This is a genomic window from Trichocoleus sp. DQ-U1, from assembly GCF_039961925.1.
Classification (GTDB): domain Bacteria; phylum Cyanobacteriota; class Cyanobacteriia; order Cyanobacteriales; family FACHB-T130; genus FACHB-T130.
In genome coordinates this window covers 94,381-109,374 of sequence record NZ_JAMPKB010000015.1, presented here as the reverse complement: position 1 = coordinate 109,374, position 14,994 = coordinate 94,381, and the positions used below count along the sequence as shown (strand labels likewise).

Sequence of the window (14,994 nt, the reverse complement as noted above, 5' to 3'; positions counted from 1 at the left end):
AGGGCGGGCGGATTGAGCAGTTGATTCGAGCGGCTGGTGCTCAACTTTGGTATTTACCACCTTACTCCCCCGACCTCAACAAAATTGAGAACTGCTGGTCTTGGCTCAAGAGCCGCATCCGCAAACAACTCGACCAGTTTAATTGTTTGCGAGATGCAATCGAGCATGTCTTATGCTTGTCGTCCTAATTACCTTGGCGATTGCTATACAACACAGGTGTGGCGTTGCACACAGCGATCGCATTCATCCTGCTTTCCACCGGAGTCCTGTTTGCTTGTCCAGATCGAGGACTAATGACAGTTGTTACAAGCGACAAAGCAGGCGGATTGATGGTGCGGCGGATGTCGCCAGCCGCGATTGGCATTCCCTCAGTGCTGGGCTGGTTCATATTATGCGGCTACCAATCTCAGATTTATGACAGCGAACTTGGGCTGGCTCTTTTTGGCGTCTTTAACGTAGTTATTTTTGCCTTTTTAATTTGGTGGAATGCCAGATTCCTGAATGCGGTTGACAGCCAGCGCCACCGAGCAGAAGCAGCACTGAAACAGGTGAATCAAGAGCTAGAAGATAGAGTTGAGGAGCGCACGATCGAGCTGAGTCAACTGAACGAGCAATTACACCAGCGAATTGCCGAACACCAGGAGACAGAGGAGGCGCTCCAAGTAAGCTATAACCTCTTGAATGCAGTCATTGAAGGAACGACTGATATCATTTTTATCAAGGATCTTCAGGGTCGCTACTTAATGATCAACTCCACTGGTGCCCACCTCCTTGGCAAGTCTGTAGAGGAGATGATTGGGAAGGATGACTCCGAGGTATTTCCACCTGAGGTCGCCCCTCAACTTATGGAGACTGACCGCAGAATTATGGCTTCTGGGACAACTCAGACGTTAGAGGAAATTGTCTATATCAATGACATCGCGGTGACGTATCTCTCAACAAAAAACATCTACCGCGATCCCCAAGGAAACGTTATCGGTTTGATTGGGATGTCGCGAGACATTAGCGATCGCAAGGCGTTGGAAAAAGAATTAGCGCGGCGCGAGCAGCTTTTGAACTCATTTATTAACGTTGCGCCGGTCGGACTCTGTATTCTTGACGACCAGATGCGATATCTGCAAATCAACGAAGCGCTAGCACACTTCAATGGCGTGTCTGTAGAAGAACATTTAGGAAGATCCCTGGCTGAAGTCTTGCCCGACGCTGCACAAGCGATCGAATCGACATTACGCAAAGTACTGACGACAGGCGAAGCGATTCTCAACATGGAGACGTGCGGTGAATTACCTGGCAATCCAGGCGTCCTGATGCACTGGTTGACTTCTCAATTTCCCATACCTGGAGAAGATGGCAAGCCGATGGGTCTTGGTGTCACCGTGATGGATATTACCGCTCGCAAACAAGCTGAGAAAGCCCGTCGGGAGAAAGAAGTTCAGTTAAAAGAAAAAAATCAGCAGCTAGAACATACTCTCCAAGAACTCCAACGCACTCAAGGTCAACTAATCCAAAGCGAAAAAATGTCCAGTTTAGGACAATTGGTTGCAGGAATTGCTCACGAAATTAATAACCCAGTTAACTTTATCTTTGGGAATCTCACCCATGTCAGAGAATACACCCAAGATTTATTAAATCTATTGCGGCTCTATCATCAGCAATACCCGAACTCAACGCCAGAAATTCAGGAAGAGATAGAAGCGATTGACCTAGATTTTATGATGGAAGATTTTCCTAACCTGTTGTCATCAATGAAGGTGGGAGCAGATCGCATCCGGGAAATTGTTCTTAGCTTGCGGAATTTTTCGCGAATTGACGAAGCTGAAATGAAGGCGGTTGATATTCACGAAGGAATTGATAGTACCCTAATGATTCTGCATAACCGTCTGAAAGCAAAACCGGATCATCCGAACATTCAGATGATTAAGGAGTACGGTCACTTACCTAAAGTCGAGTGCTACGCAGGACAGCTCAATCAAGTGTTTATGAATTTGCTCGCGAATGCCATTGATGCGTTGGATGAGTATAACAAACAGCGATCGCTTTCCGAAATCAAGGCAAATCCCAGCTGGATCAAAATTCGCACTGAGGTACTAGAGTGCGATCGCGTCGTTATCAAAATTGCGGATAATGGCTCTGGAATGACAGAGGCGGTGAGACAACAGCTATTTAATCCCTTTTTTACTACCAAAGCCATTGGCAAAGGCACTGGACTGGGTTTGGCAATTAGCTACCAGATTGTTGTAGAAAAGCACAATGGTCAATTGCAATGTCTCTCAGCTCCGGGAGGAGGAGCGGAGTTTATTATTGAGATTCCACTTCGGCAGATGGTTTAGGCACATCTAAACTTCAGAAAAAGTAGGAGCGATCGCACTCTGGACTAGAGAAAATGAGGAAGCGATCGCCTTGGCGTTAGCCTACTACTCTAAGCGCCAGACTTTCTGGAGAACGCCGATAAGCTTTTTCTGCCGCGCCTCAATGACTTCGGGTGTCCATTCCTGTTCCATTAGCACTTGAGTTGTTAGCGCAAAAGGAGAAACACCTTTTTTAGTGGTGAAATACTTTTGCTTTTTCACATCAAAGTCATAGTTTTGCGCTTCACTGTTTTTATAACAAGAGAGTAAAGCCAGATTTCCTAAACGATGCACATATTTTTCGCGTTCTTCCAAGCTTGTAAAGGACTTCACCCACAGACTATCATGGGCAGGATTTTGCGGTAATATATGCTCGACAGTAATGGTGGGAAAGTTGTATGAGGCTTCACCTTCTGACAGAGCCGCATCTAGACGTAGCAATACAAATAAACGAATTTTTTGAGTCAGGTAGAGGTCGCCATCCAACATTTTGAGAATATCATTCTTTTCTTCTGATGTAATTTGGAGTGGTGAATCGGGTGTATATAAATCTTCCTCATGCTCAATGGCAGTTAGCAAGCGACGATAGCGTTCAATGCGTTCGTTAATATTTGCCCGTTTAATCATCAAACCCGCCGCAAGACGTTCTAATTCAGTAAAGAATTTCACCAATCGCTCAGGATGGCTGTGGTTACGAGAGAGATAGAGAATAGCTGGAGGTATCCAGTCAGAATTATCGATATCATTTAACTGCTTAAACAGTTTATTTACTTCTTCGGCGTGTTTATCGCTTACATAGTTTGTATTCTTAATTTTGTAGAAAGCATCAGCTAAAGGGCATAAAGTTGTCTTGATAAACTCCTGAGAATTATTCCAAGGTTTAATATGTTCACGGTATTCCTTGAGGATGCTACCAGTGAGTTTTGCCTTACGAGCAATCATGCGAATGTATGAAAAAAGGTCTTCAAACGTCTCCCGACCTAGTTTCTCTTGGATATCTTCCCATTTGCAAGTGTATGCTTCCTTTTGGTCATCAGGAATTTGCCCGATAATCTCGGCTTTTAAAATATCGGGAAGTGACAGGTCTAGACCCCGACCATTCAGCACAGAAAATATCCGATATGCAGATTCTAAGTCTGGTGTTGAAACTACTACCAGAAAACATCTTGTAATAATGAATTGCACGAGCCGAACCCGCTGAGATTCGGAAAATCTCCCTAGCTCTTTCAGGAATAACAGCGCGTTTTCTTTAATATTTTTACGACTATCTGAAAGCGCAGTTGAGTGTAAAGATTCCAGTTTGCTAATACCGCCTTCATCCTGAATGTATTCCTTGAAAAACTCTGCATCTCGCTTTGCCAAAGTCAAACGGTATCGGTTAGGGTAGCCAAGGATTGGGTCGCTTTCTTCGTAGAGCAACTTAGTTAAGGCATTGGCATATTTGGGCTGTACTAACGTCCGCAGAGCTGAAAGTAGTATAGTGAGCGTTGACAGACGTTGTTGACCATCAACAACTTGAGCGTCTGGTTTATCTGCCTTTATTAGTACAATGCTGCCCAGGAAGTAGGGATTTATATCATCAATTGGCTCGTTACCGTCACCCAAGGATACAATTAGGTCTTGAAGCAATTCTCCAGCTTGCTCAGTAGTCCAGGCATAGGGACGCTGGTACAGGGGAATGGTGAAGACAAAATCATTGCTAAATACTTTCTGAATAGGATATTCAGTAGCTTGAATTTTGACGGTACTCATGGGTAGCTCCTTAAGCGACTATGTGGGCAAAAGCTTCGCTAAGGTTAGTGTTCCCTGCCGTCGCTACTAAATTGAAATGTTGCCGGATTCTCTGAGTTTTTTGATGGCTTAGCTGATTTAAGAATGAAGGGTGTTAATTTTGGAGATCGTGCCAATAAAGCAGGCACGATCGCTTGGGATAGATCCAGAAAGCTAGAAGCGCCGCTACGCGATCGCAACCAGTTGTTGAATCATCACCGCCAGCGCCGCCAAACCTAAGAGCGTCATTAATCCCGCAGGCATAAATTTGCGAGTTTTAAACAACCGGATGGCAAAGACAATGATGAGAACAGCGGTGACAACAGTTGCTAAAATCAGCCCCCACGCTTGTCCCTGCAATAACATCACGCCGCCGAGAATGAGTAATAAGCCGCTGATACTGCCAGAAATCAACGACGCTTTGCTTTGAGCTTGAGAGTAGCCCATGATGCCGCCGACAATGGCTAAAATTCCGTAAGCGATCGCGGCGATAGTACCCAGATTCATCTAGTTAAAACCTCATTGCTTGAATAGAACTTATTTCTAGCGTCGGGAGACAATTTACCATAGCTGAGATACACCACTCAGTTGATTAATGGATACTCAAGCGATCGCTTCAATCGAATTTCTGCAACGTCAAGCTGCTTCTCTGTTACTTTATCAATCCGTCCTCCGTGGGGAAGTCGGCACGGCTTTCCTGAATCTGCTACAAGCCTTAAGCAGCAGCAACACCAATGGACTGGCTTGCCTGCAAGCTTACGGCACTTGGTTTCAAGCTTTAGCCGCCAGAAATCAAGGTTGGCAAGACTACCTAATTACCCAAATTCTCAGAACTGACAATCCTTTTAGCAAGCAAGTCCAGCAATCGTCTTTACTGCCTCCGGCGCTGGTAGCTGCTGCCCAGCACGATTTACAAGCCTTGCAGAGCCTCTACAATTGCAGTAGCGACCAGTTGAGCCGGTGGGTGCAAGCCACAGCCAAGTTACTCGCGGCACCAGTCGCCTGGAACCAGCAGCAGGATAGGGTAGGTGCAATTCACGAATTGCCCATTTGGGAGAAATTCCAAATGTCAGAAAATTGGGTAGATTTGCTGGAATCTTTAGCCGCTCATTATCAGCAATACGGAACGGGGCTGTTTGCTTCTTATCGGGCGTTACGCTGGCAATCTGGGCAGTTGGTAGGCATTTCATATGCCGATCCCGTGCAGCTTCCAGAATTAGTCGGCTACGAGTCTCAGAAAGACTCTTTGCTGAAGAATACAAAATTTTTACTCGCCGGTCATCCAGCTTTACACGTTTTGCTCTACGGCAGTCGTGGTAGCGGCAAATCTTCTTTGGTGAAGGGGTTGTTAAATGAGCCTGATACGGGAAACCTCCGCCTCGTCGAAGTTGCCAAATCTGAACTGAAAGATTTACCAACCATTGTCGAGCAGTTGCGGGGTGTGCCTCAGAAGTTCATCATCTTTGTTGACGATCTCTCCTTTGAGGAGGATGACGACGCTTTCAAAGCTCTTAAAGTGGTGCTGGAGGGCAATTTAACCGCCCGTCCTCAAAATGTGGTAGTTTATGCCACATCTAATCGACGGCATCTGATTCGAGAATTTTTTAGCGATCGCCCTCGTCCCAAGGACAATGAAGAAATTCACGCCTGGGATACGGTTCAGGAAAAGCTGTCGTTTAGCGATCGCTTTGGTCTGACTTTAACCTTTGAACCCGCCGATCAGAACACCTACCTAAGCATTGTTCGCCATCTCGCAACCCAAGCCGACATTTCCCTCACTCAGGAAGATTTAGAGTATCGTGCCTTACAGTGGGCAACTCGCCACAACGGGCGTTCTGGACGTACAGCACGGCAATTCATTGACTTTCTCAGGGCAGATTTAGCTGTTACTGGTTCAGAATCTCGTAGATTAAACACATAATTAGAATTCTGTTCGGATGAATTAGAACTTGGGAAATGCTGACTTTATCTCACAAAAAATGATATGCGATCGGTTAAGGTAAGCAATCGGATTTTACTGGGTTTAATTGCCTTCGGTGTGAGCTTTTTCCTGAGCTTTATTGCCAACCGAGATTTCCCAAAAGCCTTGGTTACAGGTTTAATTACTGTACCTGCTACTTATGCAGGAGCCATTGTTGTACAAATTAAACAAAGAAAGCAGAAGTTTTTTCTACAAAATGAAATTCAAGCGATTTCCGATGAAAGACAAAACTTAGAAGATGATCTCTATTATTTGGAGTCAAACCTAAACCAATTGCACGGACAAATAGCAGAAAGCTATACCCGAAGAGAGGTCATTAATCGGGAAGTGTCCACTTTAGGAGCTTATAGATACCAACTAGAAGAACAAGGGTTTATTCTCCAAACTCAACTTGAGGTTCTGGAAAGGCAAAAAGCAGAACTCAATGAATCCTTGTTGGCTGCAACATCGGAAAAGCAGAAGACAGAAACTAGCTTAAATTCCCTGAAAACGGAATTCAAAAAACTGCAAGATCAAGTTGCAGATAATCAGAATCAGAAAACCATCCTTGAACAGGAAATTACTAATCTCAAAAAACAAAAACGCCCTTTACAATCAGAAGTAGATAATCTGCAAGCTCAGCTTCAGACGCTGGAAACACAGAGAGGGGTGCTGAATCAATCTCTGGCGTCTTTGAAAGTAGAATTAGGTCAGTTGCAAGGGCAAGTATCCTCTTTAAAGTTGGAATACGAGCAGTTAAAGAGTGGGAACTTAAACTTCCAAAAACCTCAAAAAGGACAATCCCAAACAATCCCTTTTTTGGAAATACAAAGAAAACAATCAGTAGAAAACTTATCGGCGGAATGGACTGCTCTAAAAACAAAACTTACGAATGATGATATTCAGATAATCAAAGCCATAGTAGAGCAAAACAATCCAGGTGCAACTCTCAAGAAAATCGCTGAGACAAATATAACTATGCCTCAACTATTGATAGATGCAATAAACGAACGTGCTATAGATACCATTGGCGATTTTATCATTGAACCAGGTTCGGCATCGATTCCGCCTGCGATCGCAGAAGAACACTTGACAAAAGTGAAGAATATGCTCGAAACTTAGTTTTATAAAACTAACAATTTATCAAAATTTATTATAAAACCTAAGTAAACCGAATCAAAAACCTCACCTCATTCCTCGTAGGTGAGACAGAATGAGAAACGTCAAAGCTTTGTCCGCCTATATAGCAACAAATAAATTATTTTAAATCATGACAAAAATCAAAATTACCAAAAGAATATCGAATGCTTTAATCAGTTCTCTTGGTGCAGGTGTTGTTCCTAGAATCGGTCTGGAACATATTGCTGTGGGACGCGAAAAAGAAGTCAAAGCTATTTTACAGGATTTCGATAATATTGGCGAAGGCGGTGCCGGGTTTCGCTTCGTTGTAGGACGCTATGGTTCCGGTAAAAGCTTTATGCTACAACTGATTCGCAACCACGCGATGGAAAGAGGTTTCGTAGTAGCTGATGCTGATTTATCTCCCGAACGGCGACTCGCAGGAACTGACGGAAAAGGGGTTGCAACTTATCGAGAATTAATGCAGAATCTTTCCACCAAAATTCGCCCAGAAGGTGGCGCTTTCACACCCATTTTGGAAGGATGGATTAATAATATTCAAAACCAAGTTGCACAAGAAAGCGGGATGCGACCCAACGACACTGGGTTTGACGATAAAGTAGAAGAGAAAATTCGGGAAGTCGTTAAGGATATAGAAGGTTTAGTTCACGGGTTCGACTTTGCGAATGTCATCATCGCTTATTGGCGCGGCTATCGTTCGGAAGATGATGATAAAAAGGAAGCAGCGCTACGTTGGCTTCGAGGGGAATTTGGGACGAAGACTGAGGCAAAAACCGCGCTGGGAGTACGTGTCATCATTGACGATGAAACTTGGTATGACTACATCAAGCTAGTTGCAAAGTTTGTTTCAGATATTGGCTACAAAGGGCTTTTAATTTTGGTGGATGAAGCCGTTCATTTGTACAAAATTACTCATACCGCTTCCCGTCAAAAAAACTACGATAAGCTATTGGCAATGTTCAACGATACGATGCAGGGAAGAGCAGAAAATCTCGGCATTTTTATCGGAGGAACGCCAGAATTTGTGGAGGACAAACGCCGGGGGTTATACAGTGATGAAGCATTGCGATCGCGCTTAAGCAGCCGTGTCAAAGGAGGTCATCAGGATACCTCAGCACCCGTCATCCAGCTAGAAATATTAACCCAGCAAAATATATCCGAGCTTTTGCACCGATTGGTGGATATTCATGCTACTCATTACAACTATAATAAAACTCTGAAACCGAGTGACTTGCAAGAGTTTATGCAAGAAGTTATCAATCGCTTAGGTGCAGACAAATTCTTGACACCCCGTGAAGTTGTCCGCGATTTTATCAGTATTTTGAATATCCTTCAACAAAACCCCAACATCTCTTTCAGAGAACTCATTCATGGTTCCAATTTTAAACCGACTTCTCCTGGCAAAAACCCAGAGGTAGATGGGAATACTGAATTTGCAGAATTTACCCTATGAGCGAACAGGCTTTTGCTAAATTAGCGCCTTTTATTCAAGAATACATTTACGCCCAAGATTGGACTGAATTAAGAGACGTTCAAGTTGAAGCCTGTAAGGTTATTTTTGACACGGATGCTCACTTGTTAATCGCCGCCGGAACCGCATCCGGGAAAACAGAAGCAGCTTTTCTTCCCGTTCTAACTTTATTACATCAAAAACCATCTACAACGATTGGGGCACTTTATATTAGCCCAATAAAAGCGTTAATTAACGACCAATTTGAGCGTTTAAATGACCTTTTAAAAGAAGCGGATATTCCAGTTTGGCACTGGCACGGTGATGTTTCTCAGGCTCGGAAGAAACAACTCCTAAAAGATCCCAAAGGGATTTTGCAAATAACGCCAGAATCTTTAGAAAGTCTCTTAATTAATAAAAATACTCAACTGTTTCGCTTGTTTGGAGATTTACGTTTTGTCATTATTGATGAAATCCATGCTTTTATGGGTTCCGAACGGGGTTGCCAAATTCTCTGCCAGTTGGCACGCCTTTCAAAATTTGTAAAAAATCCCACCCGTCGGATTGGTTTATCGGCTACCCTTGGCGATTACTCACTCGCTGAAGACTGGCTGCGACTGGGAACTGAAACGCCAGTAATTACTCCGGATATCGAGGGAGGAAAACGAAAAATCAATCTGGCTTTAGAGCATTTTTTTGTTTCTCCCGTTGAAACAGATGAGACTGATGATTTAGTTGTTAGTCCTTACTACAGGCATATCTTTGATATCACTAAATCTCGAAAAAGCCTGATCTTTGCTAACAATCGCTCAGATACAGAATCAGTGATTGCCAGCCTGCGTGAAATAGCCGAAGCTGAAGGATTACCAGATATTTATCACGTCCATCATGGCAGTATTTCTACCTCCTTAAGGGAAGCGGCTGAGGATGCGATGCGCGATACCAAAGTTCCATCTGTTACTGCTGCAACTATCACGCTTGAATTAGGAATCGATCTCGGTCAATTAGAGCGAGTCATTCAATTAAACGCGCCTTTATCTGTATCCAGTTTCTTGCAGAGATTGGGACGTTCGGGAAGGCGAGGAAGTGCGGCAGATATGCGGTTTGTTTGCGCGGAGGAAGAACTATCAACAGAGGAATCGCTTCCTAATCAAATTCCTTGGCAACTGTTGCAAGCTATCGCAATTATCCAACTTTACTTAGAAGAACGCTGGATTGAGCCAATCAAGCCGGTTAAATATCCTTTTAGCCTTTTATATCACCAAACAATGAGTATTTTAGCAGCGCTGGAGGAACTCTCTCCCGCAGCTTTAGCTCAGCAAGTTTTAGCCTTACCACCCTTTGCAGCTATATCTAAAGATGATTTTAGGCAATTGCTCCGAAACTTGATAGGAATTGACCACCTTCAGCAGACTGAGGGAGACAAATTAATTATCGGATTAGCTGGGGAGAAAATTGTAAAAAATTTTCATTTTTACGCCGTTTTTTCCGACACGGTTGAGTATGCTGTTAGGGATGAATCGATGGAAATTGGCAGTATCCTGATGCCTCCACCTGTTGGCAATTGCTTTGCCTTGGCAGGGAGAACGTGGGAAGTTTTGGATAGCGATGTTAAAACAAAAACGGTTTTTGTCAAACAAGCACAAGGTCAAGCTAAAATTTCTTGGCATGGTGGCAGTAGCAATATTCATACAAAAGTTCTTGAACGGATGCGAAGAGTTTTGCTTGAAGAGTCTCAGTATAGCTACTTACAAAGTAATGCTAAAAAACGTCTGAATGAAGCTCGTCAATTAGCTCGCTTTTGGGAATTTGAAAGAAATAACATCGTTTCATTAGGAAGCAAAACTTGCTGCATTTTTCCTTGGATGGGTACTGTCGCTTACCGCACCTTAGAGAGGTTTCTAAATTTATTTGGTAGAGAGTCTCTGGATATCAAGAAAATTGGGGGTCAAGCACCATACTTTATGACGGTTAAACTTGGAAAAGATGGGGTTGAAGAGCTTGGCTCGGAAATCCTGGCGTTTGGCAATAAAAGGATTACGGTGTTAGATTTAGTTGCTGTTGAAGAACCTTTAAAAATGCAAAAGTATGATGACTTTATTCCTAGCAAGCTGCTTCGTAAAGCTTTTGCTTTCGATTGTCTAGATGTTGGAGAGCTGAAGAAAATTATTAGTGGTTGGTAGATGAGAGAATAGAAAGGCTAGAGGAAGCGTAAAACAAAGTTTAAGGCGAAGCGATCGCATCTATCTATAAATGTCATTTACTTATACCCGAACGATTCGTTTTCAGGATACCGACGCCGCCGGTGTTGTCTACTTTGCTAATGTCTTGGCGATGTGTCACGAAGCTTATGAAGAATCTCTAGCGGCTTTGGATATCAATCTCAAGTTGTTTTTCAGCAACCCGAATGTTGCGATTCCTATTGTTCATGCCAGCGTTGATTTTTTCAGTCCGATGTATTGCGGTGACAAAGTAGTTATTCAGTTAATTCCTCAACATCTTTCATCTGAAAAATTTGAAGTTAATTACCAATTTATTGCAGAAAATCGGGTAGTCGCACAAGCAATTACTCGGCACGTTTGCATCGATGCAGCTACTAGAAGTAGAAAGGAAATTCCGGCGGAGATGATTCGATGGCTCCAGCAATGGAAGGAAGAAGAGGAATAAACCCCATTAGCGTTCGCGTAGCGGCACGGATGCGTGTTAGCGCTTTAGACGCAAAAGACGCGAAGAGGGAGTTAATAGAGCGCGTTACACTTCGTTATACTGCCACTCAAATACCCTACTATAAGCAATTTTTTGTAGCTGTTCGCGGTTCACTTTTCCCTGAGCGTTTCTTGGTAATGTTTCTACTGGCACCCAATATTTAGGGCGTTTAAATTTGCTCAATTTATCTTCAATTTCTATTTGTAGAGTATAAGTAGAAATGTCTGATTTACTGGGAACATAAACGGCTGTTACGATTTGTCCCCAGTGAGAGTCGGGTAAACCAATTACACAGACATCAGCAACTAAACCTGTAGCTTGAATTGCAGCTTCTACTTCAGAGGGGAAGACGTTTTCGCCACCTGTGATAATTTTGTTACTGCTACGACCGATAATATTTAAATTACTCTGTTCGTCAATAAAGCCTAAATCATCTACTTGGAAATGTTGTTGATTAGGAAATTTTTCAGGATAGTAACCAAGTGCCAAAGAATCAGATTTAACGGTAACAGTTCCTACTTGGTTGATTTCTAATATCTCGCTGCTAGAACTACAAATTGTCACTTTGGCATGGGGGAGAATCTGACCGCAATTGTTAGTACCGTTGAGAAAATATTCTGGTTTGAGGGTGGCAATTTGCGAGGCGGTTTCTGTCATGCCATAAGTGGGTGCTAAGCGGATGCTGTGGCGTCTCGCCTCTTCCAGAAGTTCTATCCACGCAGGGGCACCTCCCAAAAGCACTGTCTGAAAGCTGGATAACCAGGCGGTTAACTCTGGACTTTGTAGGAGACGTTGCAGTTGAGTGGGTACTAAGGATAGAAAAAATTCAGATGGATCGATATCGCACTTTTCACTAGATTCTAATTCTTTAAATGGCATAATTGCTAATCTTCCCCCAGAGGTGAAGGAACGCATAAATTGCATCAAACCACTGACATGATACAGAGGCAATACACAAAAAGAATTTACTTGATTTATTTGAAAATACTGTCTAAAACCTTGTACGGATTCCATTAAGGTTTTCCAGGTGTGGATGGCAAATCGAGTCTGCCCTGATGAACCTCCGGTGGGAATCATAATCCAGTTGTTGATAGTTGTAGAGACGCGATTTTTGTCTCTACAAGATGGGGAGGTGAAAGGATAAGGGCAATCTCCCCAGATGATGTCTGGTTGGACTAAATCAAAAACTTGTTGCCATTCGTGTTTAACCCAGTTGGGATTACAAAGGAAAACTGGACAACCGGCGGCACTGGCAGCAATGAAGCTGGCAAGAAATTGTATTGGTTCTCGCTCTGCTAGTAATATTTTTGGTTTATTTTCAGAGTTTGCAAGCAGGGTTAATTGATTAAATACTTGCTCGGCAATATTAATAAATTTGCGGCTGTCGTAACCAATCAGCCAGTCATCATTAGCACGTTCTTTAAGATAGTCTAGTGGCGATTCCATCAATTCTTAAATCTGATTTCTTCATCTTCGTCAAACCAGTGGTTGATGCCAAAACCGACTGCTCGATTGTGACGGGATAATTCTGCTGCTAGCTTTAATGCTGCCTGCCTACCAATAGCGGTTTCAAAGACGGAGGAGAAGACGGCATCAATTTCATGTTGTTGGCAAAATTGGCGCAAACGGGATGGAGAACCGGCGATGCAGGGCTTAATGACAAAAATCCCCCGCCAACCTTCACGGGACGCAGCTGCCATCTGGTCAATTGTAGCCACGGATTCATCTAAGGCGATCGCAGTGGCGTAGCACATACTTAATTCCGCCATCCCCTGAAATTGAGCCACAGACAGCGGTTGTTCGAGAAATTCAATTTCTACAGGTAATTCCTCCGCCATAACATTGTCGCAAGTCCACAGCCACAGGTTGGCTTCCTCGTAACTGAGTCCGCCATTGGCATCCAGGCGCAGTTTTACCCCTTCTGGCAGTGTTTGGGTAAGTCGTTGGAAAATTTTTAGTTCGTCGGCAATTGGGTAAACGCCAATTTTCCATTTGAAGGTGCGATATTCCTGGTTCCACAGCGTCTGCCATTGATTTAAAGCAGCCTCGCCAGCGGGGAGTAAGCCGCTGTACGCATATTCTCTTGTGAGGCTTTCGCTGAACCTCTCCCCCAACCCCTCTCGATCCCCCCTTTCCCCCCTTAAAAAGGGGGGTTGGAGAGAGGCTTTCAATTCCCCCCCGTCCCCAGCAGGGAAAGGGGGCTGGGGGGTTAGGTTTGCCTTATCCTGAAAATGAGAGGTATCTTCCCAAGCGGACTCGAAGCCAAATTGACAGGCGGGAAGGGCAGATGGGATGGAGAAAATCGTTTCATCGGTAATTTCCTCCGGCAGCTGGCGACAAAATGACAGCGCTTGCTCTAAGGTTTCGGAACCAAACCAGCTCAGGGGGGCAACTTCGCCCCAGCCGACTTGCCCGTTCTCATCAGTGAGGCGGAGGATGATGCCCTCTCGAATGTCCCAGATGCCGTGACTGGTTTGCAAGGGACGCACAAACCTCCGCCGGTAAGGACGAAACTCAAACCGATATTGCATCAGCTATAACGGCAGTACAAACCCCAATCCCAACAGCAGTCCACTCCAAAAATGTAGGGATACTGCGATGAATTTGCTGTTACTGACCTTCTCCGGTTGATCGTGATACTGGTGGACGTGGCGGCATAATTTGATGGCGAAAGGCAAACTCGCAAAGGTTAGCAACGTCCAAACGGGGAAAATTTGCAAAACGACAAATAGCCCGGTTAGCGCATAAATGCTGCCGCTAAACAAAGACAGCAACTGCGATCCTGTTTTAGTGCCCAGCCGGACAATAGGCGATCGCTTCCCGGCTGCCAAATCGTCCGCAACCTGGTGAAAATGGGAGCAAAACAAAATTAAACTCGTGGCAATCCCTACAATAATAGACACTGCAAGGCTGGTCATCGACCATGTGCCGGTTTGACTATAATAAGCCGCCGCCACTGCTAGGGGACCAAAGCAAATAAAGCAGATAATTTCCCCCAAACCCTGGTAGCCTAAGCGAAAGGGAGGTCCCTGATAGCTGTAGCCCAACGCACAGCTCAGGAGTACCAATCCGATGACTGTGAGGTCTTGTTGCCACCATGCGATCGCTAAGATTCCCAGTACACCCAGCCCTAAAAACAGATTTGCTAGCCAAAAAATTAATGATTTGTTACCTGTCAAATTCACCAAGGAGTGGGCTTTGTTCTTATCAATACCCGTCTCCGAATCAAACACATCATTGCTGAGATTCAGCCATGCAATAATCAAAATTGCTGACATTAAAAATGTAGAAAATATTGCTCCCTGAAGCACTTGAGTGTCAGCAAAAGCAACAGATGTTCCCACCCAAATTGGAATAATAGCAACGCTGTACATGGGCGGCTTAATCGCTGCCATCCAAAGACCGGGGTCGCTGATGTTTGCCCCTCCACTGGTGGGATGATTAATCAATTTTGTATCCATTAGTCTCAATTTATGCTATTACCAAGCAGCTACCAGATTTTACAACTCTAAAGCCGTGATAGGATATTTGCTACAGACTTTGTTACAAGCCCTTTAGTAGGGTGACAGAGGTTTTCAGTCGTGTCTTGACCTATGGAAGACTAGCCTATGTCAAATCTT

The 14,994-nt window shown here is 44.0% G+C and carries 12 protein-coding genes; 7 read left to right on the top strand and 5 right to left on the bottom strand.

The features are described from left to right. Together NDI34_RS09030 and NDI34_RS09025 are read left to right on the top strand one after the other, a co-directional pair. A partial coding sequence (locus NDI34_RS09030; RefSeq protein ID WP_348232469.1) for a transposase occupies nucleotides 1–188 on the top strand: 188 nt, incomplete at its 5' end. Between the two features lie 30 nt (nucleotides 189–218). Further along, entirely contained in the window at nucleotides 219–2,330 is a 2,112-nt protein-coding gene (locus tag NDI34_RS09025) for a PAS domain-containing protein (RefSeq protein ID WP_348232468.1), read from the top strand. Nucleotides 2,331–2,414: 84 nt separating this feature from the next. Here NDI34_RS09025 and NDI34_RS09020 read toward each other — a convergent pair whose 3' ends face one another. Both NDI34_RS09020 and NDI34_RS09015 read right to left on the bottom strand, forming a co-directional pair. Beyond that, complete coding sequence (locus tag NDI34_RS09020) at nucleotides 2,415–4,100, bottom strand: DUF262 domain-containing HNH endonuclease family protein (RefSeq protein WP_348232467.1); 1,686 nt, start codon at nucleotides 4,098–4,100, stop codon at nucleotides 2,415–2,417. 204 nt (nucleotides 4,101–4,304) lie between these two features. Next, entirely contained in the window at nucleotides 4,305–4,625 is a 321-nt protein-coding gene (locus NDI34_RS09015) for a TMEM14 family protein (protein WP_348232466.1), read from the bottom strand. 88 nt (nucleotides 4,626–4,713) lie between these two features. On the opposite strand from NDI34_RS09015, the gene NDI34_RS09010 reads away from it, so the two are divergent. From NDI34_RS09010 to NDI34_RS08990, 5 genes are all read left to right on the top strand, one after another. Beyond that, nucleotides 4,714–6,039: an ATP-binding protein gene (locus tag NDI34_RS09010; protein WP_190528913.1), complete on the top strand. Its 1,326-nt coding sequence runs from the start codon at nucleotides 4,714–4,716 to the stop codon at nucleotides 6,037–6,039. Nucleotides 6,040–6,102: 63 nt separating this feature from the next. Beyond that, nucleotides 6,103–7,200 (top strand): tellurite resistance TerB C-terminal domain-containing protein, encoded by a 1,098-nt coding sequence (locus tag NDI34_RS09005; RefSeq protein WP_348232465.1) that lies wholly within the window; start codon nucleotides 6,103–6,105, stop codon nucleotides 7,198–7,200. Nucleotides 7,201–7,348: 148 nt separating this feature from the next. Beyond that, a complete protein-coding gene (locus NDI34_RS09000; protein WP_190431918.1) occupies nucleotides 7,349–8,671 on the top strand; it encodes an ATP-binding protein in 1,323 nt (440 codons plus the stop codon). Beyond that, nucleotides 8,668–10,851 carry a DEAD/DEAH box helicase gene (locus tag NDI34_RS08995; protein WP_348232464.1) on the top strand — a complete coding sequence of 728 codons (2,184 nt, stop codon included), beginning with the start codon at nucleotides 8,668–8,670 and terminating at the stop codon, nucleotides 10,849–10,851. Before NDI34_RS09000 ends, NDI34_RS08995 begins: the two co-directional genes overlap by 4 nt. 70 nt (nucleotides 10,852–10,921) lie before the next feature. Continuing rightward, nucleotides 10,922–11,335 (top strand): thioesterase family protein, encoded by a 414-nt coding sequence (locus NDI34_RS08990; RefSeq protein ID WP_190672207.1) that lies wholly within the window; start codon nucleotides 10,922–10,924, stop codon nucleotides 11,333–11,335. Nucleotides 11,336–11,419: 84 nt separating this feature from the next. Here the strand turns inward: NDI34_RS08990 and NDI34_RS08985 are convergent, their stop codons facing one another. Genes NDI34_RS08985 through menA form a run of 3 tightly spaced genes read right to left on the bottom strand, consistent with a single transcriptional unit; the run spans nucleotide 11,420 to nucleotide 14,835 of the window. Continuing rightward, nucleotides 11,420–12,820, bottom strand: a complete 1,401-nt coding sequence (locus tag NDI34_RS08985; RefSeq protein WP_348232463.1) for a 2-succinylbenzoate--CoA ligase — start codon at nucleotides 12,818–12,820, stop codon at nucleotides 11,420–11,422. After that, a complete protein-coding gene (locus tag NDI34_RS08980; protein WP_348232462.1) occupies nucleotides 12,820–13,905 on the bottom strand; it encodes an o-succinylbenzoate synthase in 1,086 nt (361 codons plus the stop codon). Before NDI34_RS08980 ends, NDI34_RS08985 begins: the two co-directional genes overlap by 1 nt. A 3-nt stretch (nucleotides 13,906–13,908) precedes the next feature. Next, entirely contained in the window at nucleotides 13,909–14,835 is a 927-nt protein-coding gene (menA, locus tag NDI34_RS08975) for a 2-carboxy-1,4-naphthoquinone phytyltransferase (protein ID WP_348232461.1), read from the bottom strand. Between the last annotated feature and the right edge of the window lie 159 nt (nucleotides 14,836–14,994).

Coding starts and splice junctions, on each gene's coding strand:
- NDI34_RS09010 (WP_190528913.1), top strand. CDS start 4,714: ATGGATACTCAAGCGATCGCTTCAATCGAATTTCTGCAACGTCAAGCT.
- NDI34_RS08985 (WP_348232463.1), bottom strand. CDS start 12,820: ATGGAATCGCCACTAGACTATCTTAAAGAACGTGCTAATGATGACTGG.
- NDI34_RS09020 (WP_348232467.1), bottom strand. CDS start 4,100: ATGAGTACCGTCAAAATTCAAGCTACTGAATATCCTATTCAGAAAGTA.
- NDI34_RS09005 (WP_348232465.1), top strand. CDS start 6,103: ATGCGATCGGTTAAGGTAAGCAATCGGATTTTACTGGGTTTAATTGCC.
- NDI34_RS08980 (WP_348232462.1), bottom strand. CDS start 13,905: ATGCAATATCGGTTTGAGTTTCGTCCTTACCGGCGGAGGTTTGTGCGT.
- NDI34_RS09015 (WP_348232466.1), bottom strand. CDS start 4,625: ATGAATCTGGGTACTATCGCCGCGATCGCTTACGGAATTTTAGCCATT.
- NDI34_RS08995 (WP_348232464.1), top strand. CDS start 8,668: ATGAGCGAACAGGCTTTTGCTAAATTAGCGCCTTTTATTCAAGAATAC.
- menA (WP_348232461.1), bottom strand. CDS start 14,835: ATGGATACAAAATTGATTAATCATCCCACCAGTGGAGGGGCAAACATC.
- NDI34_RS09000 (WP_190431918.1), top strand. CDS start 7,349: ATGACAAAAATCAAAATTACCAAAAGAATATCGAATGCTTTAATCAGT.
- NDI34_RS08990 (WP_190672207.1), top strand. CDS start 10,922: ATGTCATTTACTTATACCCGAACGATTCGTTTTCAGGATACCGACGCC.